8 protein-coding genes and 1 pseudogene are annotated in these 12239 nt (G+C 64.0%); 6 read left to right on the top strand and 3 right to left on the bottom strand.

Annotated elements, in window-relative coordinates; all coding sequences use genetic code 11:
* Positions 1-13 precede the first annotated feature (13 nt).
* From ACVWW1_RS11190 to ACVWW1_RS11175, 4 genes are all read left to right on the top strand, one after another.
* Positions 14-1618, top strand: a complete 1605-nt coding sequence (locus tag ACVWW1_RS11190) for a carboxyl transferase domain-containing protein (RefSeq protein ID WP_456655802.1) — start codon at positions 14-16, stop codon at positions 1616-1618.
* A gap of 14 nt (positions 1619-1632) precedes the next feature.
* Complete coding sequence (locus ACVWW1_RS11185) at positions 1633-3642, top strand: acetyl/propionyl/methylcrotonyl-CoA carboxylase subunit alpha (protein WP_456655801.1); 2010 nt, start codon at positions 1633-1635, stop codon at positions 3640-3642.
* Positions 3639-4565: a hydroxymethylglutaryl-CoA lyase gene (locus ACVWW1_RS11180; RefSeq protein WP_456655800.1), complete on the top strand. Its 927-nt coding sequence runs from the start codon at positions 3639-3641 to the stop codon at positions 4563-4565. The genes ACVWW1_RS11185 and ACVWW1_RS11180 overlap by 4 nt, the downstream gene beginning before the upstream one ends.
* Before the next feature lie 283 nt (positions 4566-4848).
* Positions 4849-6360 carry a diguanylate cyclase gene (locus ACVWW1_RS11175; RefSeq protein WP_456655799.1) on the top strand — a complete coding sequence of 504 codons (1512 nt, stop codon included), beginning with the start codon at positions 4849-4851 and terminating at the stop codon, positions 6358-6360.
* A gap of 147 nt (positions 6361-6507) precedes the next feature.
* On the opposite strand, the gene ACVWW1_RS11170 is transcribed toward ACVWW1_RS11175, so the two are convergent.
* From ACVWW1_RS11170 to ACVWW1_RS11160, 3 genes are all read right to left on the bottom strand, one after another.
* A complete protein-coding gene (locus ACVWW1_RS11170; protein WP_456655798.1) occupies positions 6508-7272 on the bottom strand; it encodes a tetratricopeptide repeat protein in 765 nt (254 codons plus the stop codon).
* Positions 7273-7354: 82 nt separating this feature from the next.
* A complete protein-coding gene (locus ACVWW1_RS11165) occupies positions 7355-7594 on the bottom strand; it encodes a hypothetical protein (protein ID WP_456655797.1) in 240 nt (79 codons plus the stop codon).
* Positions 7591-8700: a tetratricopeptide repeat protein gene (locus ACVWW1_RS11160; RefSeq protein ID WP_456655796.1), complete on the bottom strand. Its 1110-nt coding sequence runs from the start codon at positions 8698-8700 to the stop codon at positions 7591-7593. Before ACVWW1_RS11160 ends, ACVWW1_RS11165 begins: the two co-directional genes overlap by 4 nt.
* A 989-nt stretch (positions 8701-9689) precedes the next feature.
* Between ACVWW1_RS11160 and ilvD the strand changes: the two are divergent.
* Positions 9690-11415, top strand: a pseudogene (ilvD, locus tag ACVWW1_RS11155) (dihydroxy-acid dehydratase).
* Positions 11402-12238 carry a tetratricopeptide repeat protein gene (locus tag ACVWW1_RS11150; protein WP_207839643.1) on the top strand — a complete coding sequence of 279 codons (837 nt, stop codon included), beginning with the start codon at positions 11402-11404 and terminating at the stop codon, positions 12236-12238. The pseudogene ilvD and the gene ACVWW1_RS11150 overlap by 14 nt, the downstream one beginning before the upstream one ends.
* Position 12239: the final 1 nt, after the last annotated feature.

The raw sequence follows: 12239 nt of genomic DNA, 5'->3' as shown, positions 1-12239 counted from the left end.
ACGTGCAACAGCGATGCCGCTTCATTCGACGATCGATCCCTCATCCTCTGAATTCGCCCGCAACGCCGATGTGATGCGCAGCCTGGTCGCGGAACTCCGGGACAAGCTCAAGCAGGTCGCGGGCGGTGGGGGCGAGACCTCGCGCAAGCGGCACACCTCGCGCGGCAAGATGCTGGCGCGCGATCGCGTCGATCTGCTGGTCGATCCCGGCACCGCATTCCTCGAACTGTCGCCGCTCGCCGCCAACGGGCTGTACGGCGGCGACGTCCATTCGGCCAGCGTCATCACCGGCGTCGGACGCATCTCGGGACGTGAATGCATCATCGTCGCCAACGACGCTACCATCAAGGGCGGCACCTACTACCCGCTGACGGTGAAGAAGCATCTGCGCGCCCAGGACATCGCGCGGCAGAACAATCTGCCCTGCGTCTACATGGTGGATTCCGGCGGCGCCTTCCTGCCGCTGCAGGACGAGATCTTTCCCGACGAGCGGCATTTCGGCCGCATCTTCTACAACCAGGCCCAGATGTCGTCGCAGGGCATCCCGCAGATCGCGATCGTGATGGGCTCCTGCACCGCCGGCGGCGCCTATGTGCCGGCGATGTCGGACGAGAGCATCATCGTGCGCAATCAAGGCACGATCTTCCTCGGCGGCCCGCCGCTGGTGAAGGCCGCGACCGGCGAGGTCGTCACCGCCGAAGAGCTCGGCGGCGCCGACGTCCACTCCCGGCAGTCGGGCGTGACCGATCACTACGCGCAGAACGACGCCCATGCGATCGGGATCGCGCGGCGCATCGTCGGCACGCTGAAGCAGCCGGCGAAGGCGCCGCTCAACATGAAGGCGCCGCAGGAGCCGCTGTTTCCCGCCGAGGAGATCTACGGCGTGGTCTCCGCCGACGGCCGCAAGCCGTTCGACGTGCATGACATCATCGCGCGGATCGTCGACGGCTCCGAATTCGACGAATTCAAGAAGCTCTACGGCACCACGCTGATCTGCGGCTTCGCCCATATCTGGGGCTATCCGGTCGGAATCATCGCCAACAACGGCATCCTGTTCAGCGAGAGCTCGCTGAAGGGCGCGCATTTCATCGAGCTGTGCTGCCAGCGCGGCATTCCCCTGGTGTTCCTGCAGAACATCACCGGCTTCATGGTCGGCAAGAAGTACGAGGCGGGCGGCATCGCGCGCGACGGCGCCAAGTTGGTGACCGCGGTTGCGACCGCCGGCGTGCCGAAATTCACCGTCGTGATCGGCGGCTCCTACGGCGCCGGCAATTACGGCATGTGCGGCCGCGCCTACAGCCCGCGCTTCCTCTGGCTGTGGCCGAACGCCCGCATCTCGGTGATGGGCGGCGAGCAGGCCTCGATGGTGCTGAGCCAGGTGCGCCGCGACGGCATCGAGGCCAAGGGCGAGAGCTGGTCGGCGGAAGAGGAAGACAAATTTCGCGAGCCGATCCGCGCGCAATACGAGAAGCAGGGCAATCCCTACTACGCGACCGCGCGGCTCTGGGACGACGGCGTGATCGATCCCGCCGACACCCGCCTGGTGCTCGGGCTCGGCCTGTCGGCCGCCGCCAATGCGCCGATCGAGCCGACGAAGTTCGGCCTGTTCAGGATGTGACCCAGGATCTGATCATGGACCGCTCAAAACTCTATCGGCGTTTCCGCACGCTTCTGATCGCCAACCGCGGCGAGATCGCCTGCCGCGTCATCCGCTCGGCGCGCGCCATGGGGCTGCGCACCGTCGCGGTCTATTCCGAGGCCGACCGCGACGCGATGCATGTCGCACTCGCCGACGAAGCCGTGCTGCTCGGGCCCGCGCGGGCGCGCGACAGCTATCTCAATATCGAACGGGTCATCGCAGCCGCAAAACAGACCGGCGCCGAGGCTGTGCACCCCGGCTACGGCTTCCTGTCCGAAAATGCCGAGTTCGCGCAGGCCTGTCTCGATGCCGGTTTGGTGTTCGTCGGCCCGACCGCCGCGATGATGACCGCGATGGGCTCGAAATCCGGCTCGAAGGCGTTGATGGAGAAGGCCGGCGTGCCGCTGGTGCCCGGCTATCACGGCGAGGCGCAGGACGAGGCGATCCTGGCGGAGGCCGCCAACCGGATCGGCTTCCCGGTGCTGGTCAAGGCGTCGGCCGGCGGCGGCGGTCGCGGCATGCGCGTGGTCAATTCGGCGGGCGAGCTGTCGGCCGCGATCACCAGCGCCAAGCGCGAGGCCAAGGCGGCGTTCGGTGACGACCGCATGCTGATCGAGAAGTACGTGCAGAACCCGCGTCATATCGAGGTGCAGATCATCGGCGACAGCCACGGCAATCTGCTCTCGTTGTGGGAGCGCGAATGCACGCTGCAACGCCGGCACCAGAAGGTGATCGAGGAGGCGCCGTCGCCGACGCTCAACGCCGCGCAGCGCGAGACGGTCTGCGAGGCCGCCCGCAAGGCGGCCGGCGCGGTCAATTATGTCGGCGCCGGCACGATCGAGTTCGTCTCCGACGGCAAGGATGTGTTCTTCATCGAGATGAACACCCGCTTGCAGGTCGAGCATCCCGTCACTGAGCTGATCACCGGCGTCGATCTCGTCGACTGGCAGCTGCGCGTCGCGTTCGGCGAGGCGCTGCCGCTGAAGCAGGACGAGATCAGGCTGAACGGACACGCGATCGAGGCGCGCGTCTACGCGGAAAATCCGCAAAAGAACTTCATGCCCTCGGTCGGCCGCATCAAGACCTGGCGGACGCCGCCGGAAGGCGACGGCCTGCGCGTCGATGCCGGCTATCGCAGCGGCGACAACGTCTCGCCGTATTACGACGCGATGCTCGCCAAGGTGATCGCCTGGGCGCCGACGCGCGAAGGTGCGATCGAGAAGCTCGATCGCGGGCTGCAAGAGACCGATGTCCGCGGCATCGTCACCAACATCCCGTTCCTGTCGGCGCTGGTGACGCATCCGGAGACGCGCGCCAACGCGATCGATACCGGCTTCATCGAGCGCGAGCTGAAGAACCTGACATCAGGCACCGGTGCCGCCGGTGAGTTCGAGCTCTGCGCGGCGGTGGCCGCGATCGTCAACGACGAGCAGAAGGCGGCGCGGCGCGAGGCGAACTCGCCCTGGCAGGCCTTCGGCTGGATGCCGGTCGGCCGCCGTCAGCGGGTGTTCTCGTTCCGGCAGGGCCATGAGGCGCCGCACACCATCACGTTGCACTATGGCAATGGACCGTCGACGCTCTCCGTCGGCGGGCGCGAGCTTGCCTTTGCCATCTCGTCGCCCGGCGATGATGGCTTCGACCTCACGCTCGACGGCCTCAAGTCGCGCGTCGCTTCGGTCATCGAGGGCCACGAGCTTTACTTGCGCACCCGCAACGGCCGTTTCGACTTGCACTGGGTCGATCCATTCGGCGGCGAGAGCGAGGAGCAGGTTGGCGAGGACAAGATCGTGGCGCCCTTGCCGGGCACCGTGGTCGCGCTGCTGGCCGAGGAGGGCGCGACGCTGGAGAAGGGCGCGCCGATCCTCACGCTCGAAGTGATGAAGATGGAGCAGACCCTGCGCGCGCCCTATGCCGGCGTGCTGAAGAAGCTCAAATGCAAGGTCGGCGACATCGTCGGCGAGGGCGTCGAGCTTGCCGAAGTCGAGCCCGCGGCCGCGTCATGAGCGATCAGATCCGCATCGTCGAGATGGGGCCGCGCGACGGCCTGCAGAACGAGAAGACGCCGGTCAGCGTCGAGGTGCGCGTCGCCTTCGTCGAGGCGCTGGTGGCGGCGGGGCTTAAGACCGTCGAGGTCGGCGCCTTTGTGTCGCCGAAGGCGATCCCGCAGATGGCAAGCTCCGACCAGGTGCTGCGCGGCGTCAGCCAAATCAAGGACAAGGTCAAGGGCGCCGAATTCCACGTGCTGGTGCCGAACGAGAAGGGCTATGACGCCGCGCGCGCGGCAGGCGCCCAGGTCGTCTCGGTGTTTGCGGCGGCCTCCGAAGGCTTTTCGCGTGCCAACATCAATTGTTCGATCGCGGAGTCGATCGAGCGCTTCGAGCCGGTGCTGGCGCGCGCCAAGGCCGATGGCGTCAAGGTGCGCGGCTATATCTCCTGCGTGCTCGGCTGCCCGTTCGACGGCGAGATCAAGCCGAAGGCGGTCGCCGACCTCGCAATGACGCTATGGGATCTCGGCTGCTACGAGATCTCGCTCGGCGACACCATTGGCGTCGGCACGCCGCTCAAGGCGAAGGAGATGCTGCGTGCGGTTGGTGCCGAGCTTCCGGTCGGCAACCTCGCGATGCACTTCCACGACACCTATGGCCAGGCGCTCGCCAATCTCTATGCCGGCATGGAGGAGGGCGTGCGCGTCATCGATGCCGCCGCCGGCGGCCTCGGCGGCTGCCCCTATGCGCCGGGCGCCACTGGCAACGTCGCGACCGAGGATGTCGTCTACATGCTCGAGGGCATGGGCGTGAAAACCGGTATCGACATGGACAGACTGCTGGCCACGACCAACGAGGTTGCCCGCCTGCTCGGCCGTCCGCCGGTCAGCCGCGTCGCCTCCGCGCTGAACGCGAAACGGAAGCGGCAGAGCGGATCGTAGTCCTCCACCGCACGGGTTCCATGAACGCAAGCTGGAACCCGTTTTGCAGCGCACACAGCCTTCGTTCTCTGCTCTGCGCCAAAAACCTCGAAAGCGTTCATGGCTTGGTGACTCAAACATGCTGAGGTGAGGGGGCTCGCAATTGCTCCAGGTGCGTCTCGCCATGTCCGGACAGGTGTCAGCTTCCCGCGGCCGAACGTTTTTGGCCGGAAAGATCGTCTTCAATTTCGGTCGGTCGGCCTTCGATTGCACGGTCCGGCAGCTCACCGATACCGGAGCGACCGTGGAACTCGAAAGCGTCGTTGGCATTCCCGACCAGGTCCAACTGTTGATTGTCGGCACCAATCAGGTGAGGCCGTGCAAACGGCTGTGGCAATCGGACCGCCAGCTCGGTTTGGTGTTTGAGGCGCAGCAGGCGAACCCTGCGGCACCCGCGCCAGCAGCTGCCGTGCCTGCCGCTGCTGCGCCATCAGCCATTCCGGAGCGGCGCAGCGGCGATATTCTGCGTGGGCACATGCTGGCGCTGCGCGCAGCGCTCGATCAGATCCCGGTCGGCATCCTGCTTTTGGACGCGGAGCTGATAGCCCTGTTCATCAACCGCGCGTTCCGGAACATGTGGCAGCTGCCGGACGCGGTGGCCGACGGCAATCCCAGCTTCACCGATCTGATGCACCACGGCTGCAAGACCATGGCCTATGAGCTGCCGGCTGAGCAGCTTCAAGCCTATGTTGCCGAACGCGTCCGCCTCGTGAGTGTCGGCGACGCAAATCCGATCGATCTCAGGCGCAGCAATGGCGATGTGGTTCGGTGTCAGTGCACGCCGCTGCCCGATGGCGGCCGGATGATGAGCTACACGCCCGTGACCGACATCGTGCGCGCATCGGACAAGTTGAAGGTGCTGACCGGCGCCCTCGAGAACGTGGAGGACGGCGTCGTCCTGCTTGATCGCGATCTCAATGTGATTTTCCTCAACCGGCGCATGCGGGAATTCTGGGAGGTGAGCGAGGAGGAGGTTGCGCGGCATCCGGCGTACGTCACTCTTCTCACGCGCAGCCGCCGGGCAGTCCCGACCGGCTCGACCCCGGAGCAAATCAAAGCCTTTCCGGCGAAGCGGATCGCCGAGATCAAGGCGGGCGATCACAAGCGCGACGTACAGACGCCTGATGGCCGCAATATCAGGATCCATTGCTCGACCATGGCGAACGGCGGCCGGATGCTGACCTTTGTCGACGTGACCGATCTTGTCGGTAATGCGCGACAGCTCGAGGTGCTCGCGACCACCGATCCGCTCACCGGACTGTTCAACCGCAGGCACTTCCTGACGACGCTGGATGCAGAGTGGAGCCGGTTCCAGCGCTACTATCGCTCCGTCTCCGTCCTGATGGTCGATATCGACTACTTCAAGAGCATCAATGACCGGCTCGGTCATGCGGCCGGCGACGAGGCCATCAAAGCCGTCGCCGAGATTTGCACACGCGGCAAGCGCAAGTCCGACGTTGTCGGCCGTGTCGGAGGCGAGGAGTTCGCGGTTCTGCTGCCGGAAACGACGTTGTCGCGCGCCCGGACAGTCGCCGAGCGCATTCGCAAGAGGGCGGAAGGATTGAAGTTGGGGGCGGATGATCGTCCTGTGCCGCTGACGGTGAGCATCGGCGTTGCCGAGGCCCTCACCAGCATGCCCGGGATCGAGGCGCTGATGAAGGCCGCCGATGCCGCGCTCTACCTGGCCAAGGAGCACGGCCGGAATCGTGTCGAGTGCTGGGCGCCTCCGGCACCGCCGAAGCTGGCGGCTGAGTAGACCGTCGGATGGGCGGAGCGACTCGTGCGCCGTAGCGCGAACAGGCAGAAGCGATAGCCATCCTGTCGGCGGCGGTTTTGATGGGTAAGGCTGCGCTCCACCGATCCTATGACGCGCTATTTCAGGTGGCCACGTCCGTACTCCCCATCACAGTGAATCGCTGACCTTCTCGAAGCATGAATTCAGGCCCATGCAGGCCTGCATGGCCTTCTTGAGTTCTTCCGAGGGCAGACCGTCCAGAGCGACGTTCGGGAAACCGTTCTGGCGAAGAAACACCTGCGCCTTCAGCAATGTGCGGCGGCCGCCCGCATTCAATGCCTCGACAGCTTCCGCCGCTGCATCCCCGAAGCGCTTCAAGCGAACCGAGACGAGAGCCCGCTGCATGCGGTAGCGGGCGAGTTCGTTGCCGCCGATGGCATAATTAGGCCGGCTTCCGATCGGGCCAAGGATCGTGTTGTAGTCCTCCAGCGCCGCAGCGTCGTCGCCCAGAATTTCGTTGGCTATGGCGCGCGTGACGACCAGATCGAGCCGCGGCTCCTCCTTCATGGCTTCGGTCAGGTCGGTTACCGCCTGCTGCGGATGCCCAGCTGCGACGTTGGCCTTCCCACGGAGCGCCAGCAGGTTGGTATTTCGCTGACCGCCGTTAACGAGGAAATCCAGGTCAGCCACAGCCTCCTTGGGCAGTCCAAGTGCCAAGCGAAGCCTCGCGCGTGCTTCCCGGGAGAAACGATGGTCGGGATGCGCCGACAATATCCTGTCGAACAGGGGCAATGCCTGATCCGGTCGCGTGTCGATCAGGCGCGCAGCATCAGTCGCTTGCAGGTTTGCATCGTCGGGGCGCTGTTGCAAGGCGAGCTTGATCTCGCGTTCGGCGCGAGCGCTATCTCCAGTCGTCAGCGCAAGGCGCGCCACGAGGTGACGAATATCTACGTCGTTTGGAGTGAGCCTCAGTGCCTCGTCCGCTTCGACGAGCGCATTGGGCAGTTCTCCCGTATCAATGTAGGAACTTCGCGCGATCGATGCGTGCGGCCGCCTGCTGTTTCGAGTCCGTCACGTCGGCGAGTGCCGGCAACGGGCAGGGCTGCTTCTTGTACTTCGCGATCATGCAGGGGGTGGTGGCCACGTCGATGCCACCGGCCGCGGATTGCCCGGTGTCGAATGCGAGCGCCGGCGTGATTGCCGCGACGACCAGGACGGCCGCGCAATGCACGATGAAATTCTGAATTCTTGTCATCGGCAGTCCTCGTCAAGCATGCAGGCGTGAACCGCATCGATTACGGCCGGCCGCGGGTCGGTATCGGCCGCGATTGCGGCGAGGTATCCGCGCTTTTGAAGTTCGCCGAGCTCCCACTCCATGAACCCCGGATCCAGTTGGAATGCCGTGATGCCCTCGGAGGCTGCTTCCTCGTTCTTTCCGAGGGCTCGCAGCGTCTTCGCGTAGTACCATCGCATTGTCCCGTTGATCGGATATCCCTTCAGTGCCCGCGCAAATTCGGCTGCGGCCACCTGATATTCGCGGCGGCCGAAGTGGAGCATCGCCTGTTGGTTTAGGCTGAACCAGTAGTCGGGATCGAGGGCCAGTGCCTTGTCGAGATCGTCCTGCGCAGCGCTCAGCGATGGCGGAGGGGCGCCTGGAGCGTATGCGGCCTGTGTAAGCCTGAATTCCGCGCGCCAGGCGTATGTCAGCGGATCCGGATCGATTTCGACCGCATGGTCGTAGGCCTGCTGGGCTTCATCGATGCGTCCCACGATCCTGAGCAAAAGCGCGCGCTCGATCGCCATTGCGATCCGGTAGGTAGTTTTCCTCACATAGCAGGTGACGGCCGATGGTCGGGTGATAAGAGGCGTCGGCAATCGAAGGATCGCCTCGGCTTCCTCAATGGCTTCACTGTTGAAGTTGTTGGTCTTGAGCAGAAGGAACCGATTGTACCGTGCCAGCGGTTCATCCGGTTGCAACCGGATCGCCTCATCGTATGCCGCTCTCGCCTGCGCGAGTTTCTCCGGTCCACCCAGAGAAAGGGCTGCGCCAATCATGCCGTACACATCGCCATATCCGGGCCTGAGTTCCAGCGCGCGGTGGGCATGCGCGAACAATGCATCGAAATCCCGCTTGTCAAATGCCGTCCAGCCGCGGCGCAAGTGCAATTCCGGATCGTCAGGCGCGATCTTGAGGGCGGCTTCATAATCCCCGATGGCATCGTCCAGATGCTCGGTTCTGTAGAGAGCGCGACCGCGCACTTTCAACGCTTTGGCACGGTCCGCCGGCGCAAGCTGGTCTTGGCTTAGGGTGAAAGTGCAGTTCCTGATGGCTTGACGGGGATCGGTCTCGAGTACGCTCATCGAGCACTGCTCGTCGGCGAGTGATGTTCCAGAATTCCCCACGCAACATAGTAGAATGAATGATGCGATGATGCCGCTACGTTGAAGCACTGAATCCGCCCCGTGAATGAACGGAGCAGCTTTGCCGCTACTGGTAGTAAAACCGGGTCAATACAATCTCGCAAATTTTAGTTGGTTCGCATTTTGCCGGAGGTATCATTTTCATGGTTTCGTCGGCCGAATTGCGCGATCACTGAGTTGCCCGACGGCGCAAGCCTCCTTCGCAAATATAATTCGCTTTATCAGAAATACAACTCGGTGTATGGTTCACCCGTCTCACCCGATCGAGGGGCGCTTCGCGGTCGTCACGAACGCGGGGTCGAGATGCGGTGGACGCGGATTGCGCAGTCGACGAATGCGCGTGATGCGGACGGTGAAGTCGTGTGGTCCTGACGCCCTAGCGGCAGGTGTCTTTTCACAAGACGCTGACGCGTCTTGTGAAGGCAGTGACAAGCAAGCCCAGTCTCGCCGGGGAGAGCACGAAATAAGCCGTAACCCATCGCGCAGGGAAAGCCGGATTGCTCCGGTTACACCTGTGGTCCTACCCCCGAGCTTTCTACCTTTTGCACGGGGCCCATGGGTGCGATCGGCACCCGGCTTTCCCTGCGCCCTCTGTTCAAGAGAGGGCGGCAATACAATCCGCAACTCGGGCGAGTTACGTCGCGAGATAGCAACTACACATCTATTTAGTCAGGTACGTGTCAGGTTCCCATAAGGGTCGATAATACATGGTTGCCCGGGAGCCACGATTGTTGCGTCGTCGCAACAGTGAATCGACATTTAACCCTAAACACAGGCGGTCCGTAGTCGCGCCGCTTTTTGGCCACACCCTGACATGAAAGGATGTTCACCTAGCTGAATAGCCAGCGCTCGCGACGACGGGACTTTTGATCGGTTCCGGCGTTGTTGGAGGAAACAGCGCCGGGAACAGGGTCGCGATGGACGCCAAGGTGGACGGAAAGACGAACATCAAGGGCAGGCTGCCGAGCCGTCACGTGACGGAAGGGCCCCAGCGCGCACCGCATCGGTCCTATCTCTATGCGATGGGGCTGACGACAACCCAGATTCATCAACCATTTGTCGGCGTTGCTTCATGTTGGAATGAAGCGGCCCCCTGCAACATCTCGCTGATGCGCCAGGCGCAGGCGGTGAAGAAGGGCGTGGCGTCCGCTGGCGGCACGCCGCGCGAGTTCGTGCACCATCACCGTGACCGACGGCATCGCGATGGGCCATGACGGCATGCGCTCGTCGCTGCCGTCGCGGGAATGCATCGCCGATTCGGTCGAGCTGACCGTCCGCGGTCACTCCTATGATGCGCTGGTCGGGCTCGCCGGCTGCGACAAGTCGCTGCCAGGCATGATGATGGCGATGGTCCGGCTCAACGTGCCCTCGATCTTCATCTATGGCGGCTCGATTTTGCCCGGCAACTTCCGCGGACAGCCGGTGACCGTGCAGGACATGTTCGAGGCAGTCGGCAAGCACTCGGTCGGCGCCATGTCGGACGAGGACCTCGACGAGATCGAGCGGGTGGCGTGCCCGTCGGCCGGCGCCTGCGGCGCCCAGTTCACCGCCAACACCATGGCGACCGTGTCCGAGGCGATCGGCCTCGCGCTCCCGTATTCGGCCGGGGCCCCGGCGCCTTACGAGATCCGCGACGCCTTCTGCTCCGCCGCCGGCGAGAAGGTGATGGAGCTGATCGAGAAAAACATCCGGCCCCGCGACATCGTCACCCGGGAAGCCCTTGAAAATGCTGCGGCCGTGGTTGCAGCCTCAGGTGGTTCGACCAATGCTGCGCTGCACCTGCCGGCGATCGCCCATGAGTGCGGCATTAAATTCAATTTGTTCGACGTTGCCGAAATCTTCAAAAAGACTCCATACGTCGCGGATTTGAAGCCGGGCGGCCGTTATGTTGCCAAAGACATGTTTGAAGTTGGCGGCATTCCGCTGCTGATGAAAACGCTGCTCGACAATGGCCACCTGCACGGGAATTGCCTGACCGTCACTGGCCGAACGATCGCCGAAAACCTCAAAAGCGTGAAATGGAATCCGCACCAGGACGTGGTGCGGCCCGCCGACAATCCGATCACCGTGACAGGTGGCGTTGTCGGACTGAAGGGTAATCTCGCTCCGGAGGGTGCGATCGTGAAGGTCGCGGGAATGTCCAACCTGAAGTTTACCGGTCCGGCCCGGTGCTTCGACCGCGAGGAAGACGCCTTCGAGGCGGTGCAGAAGCGCACCTACAAGGAAGGCGAAGTGATTGTGATCCGCTACGAGGGACCGAAGGGCGGTCCCGGGATGCGGGAGATGCTGGCGACCACGGCGGCGCTGACCGGGCAGGGGATGGGCGGCAAGATTGCCCTGATCACCGATGGCCGGTTCTCCGGCGCCACCCGTGGCTTCTGCATCGGACATATTGGACCTGAAGCGGCCGTCGGCGGGCCGATCGGGTTGTTGCAAGACGGCGACATCATCGAGATCGATGCGGTCGCCGGCACCCTTAACGTAAATTTGAGCGACGCCGAACTCGCAAATCGTAAGACCAAATGGGCCCCTCGCGCGACGAACCATACATCTGGTGCGCTGTGGAAGTACGCCGAGCAAGTGGGGCCGGCGGTGGATGGCGCAGTCACCCATCCGGGTGGCGCGTACGAGAAACAGTGTTATGCGGACGTTTAAGCGTGCGATATTTGCGTTTGCGTTAGGGGCCATTCCAGTGGCGGGCCCCGGATTCGGATTCGACGGCGCCCCGGTCAGCCCCCAGGATACCGTTCTTCCGGTGGTCGCTCCGCAGCCCGGCACGGCCGGTGCGCTGAAGCGGGCCGCCACGCCGGTTGCCCCTGCGGCGACCGCGCCGACCTCCTCCTTCAGCACGCTGCAGTACCAGGCCGAGGGCGGTCACCCCGTGGCGCAGTGGAAGCTCGGCAAGATGTACGCCGAGGGCGACGGCGTCATCCAGGACGACATGCGCGCCTTTGAGTATTTCAGCCGGATCGCCAATGCGCATGCCGAGGATTCTCCGTCGGCGCCGCAGGCCTCGATCGTGGCCAACGCCTTCGTGGCGCTCGGCCGCTATTATCTGAGCGGCATTCCCAATTCCAAGGTCAAGGCGGACACCGAACGGGCGCGGGAGATGTTCTCCTATGCCGCGTCCTATTTCGGCAACGCCGATGCCCAGTACGACCTTGCCCGGCTGTATTTGAAGACGCCGGACGCCTCGCGGGACGATTTCCGCTATGGCGCACGCTGGCTCGGGCTCGCCGCCCAGAAGGGCCAGCACCAGGCGCAGGCGCTGCTCGGCCAGATGCTGTTCAACGGCGACCGGCTGCCGCCGCAGCGGGCCCGTGGCCTGATGTGGCTGACCCTGGCGCGCGACAGCGCGACGCCGGAAGAGGCCTGGATCAAGGAAAGCTACAACCGGGCGATCGCCAAGGCATCCGAAGACGACCGCGCGATGGCACTGCAGATGCTCGAGCATTGGGTGCAGGGTCGTCGCGATTAGA

It is taken from the genome of Bradyrhizobium sp. JR3.5 (genome assembly GCF_054057015.1).
Note: the sequence above shows the minus strand (reverse complement) of the source record. Positions and strands in the feature narration are given on the sequence as shown.

Excerpts from the sequence above, each read along its gene's own strand:
- ACVWW1_RS11180 (WP_456655800.1), top strand. The coding sequence starts at position 3,639 with ATGAGCGATCAGATCCGCATCGTCGAGATGGGGCCGCGCGACGGCCTG.
- ACVWW1_RS11190 (WP_456655802.1), top strand. The coding sequence starts at position 14 with ATGCCGCTTCATTCGACGATCGATCCCTCATCCTCTGAATTCGCCCGC.
- ACVWW1_RS11165 (WP_456655797.1), bottom strand. The coding sequence starts at position 7,594 with ATGACAAGAATTCAGAATTTCATCGTGCATTGCGCGGCCGTCCTGGTC.
- ACVWW1_RS11150 (WP_207839643.1), top strand. The coding sequence starts at position 11,402 with ATGCGGACGTTTAAGCGTGCGATATTTGCGTTTGCGTTAGGGGCCATT.
- ACVWW1_RS11185 (WP_456655801.1), top strand. The coding sequence starts at position 1,633 with ATGGACCGCTCAAAACTCTATCGGCGTTTCCGCACGCTTCTGATCGCC.
- ACVWW1_RS11160 (WP_456655796.1), bottom strand. The coding sequence starts at position 8,700 with ATGAGCGTACTCGAGACCGATCCCCGTCAAGCCATCAGGAACTGCACT.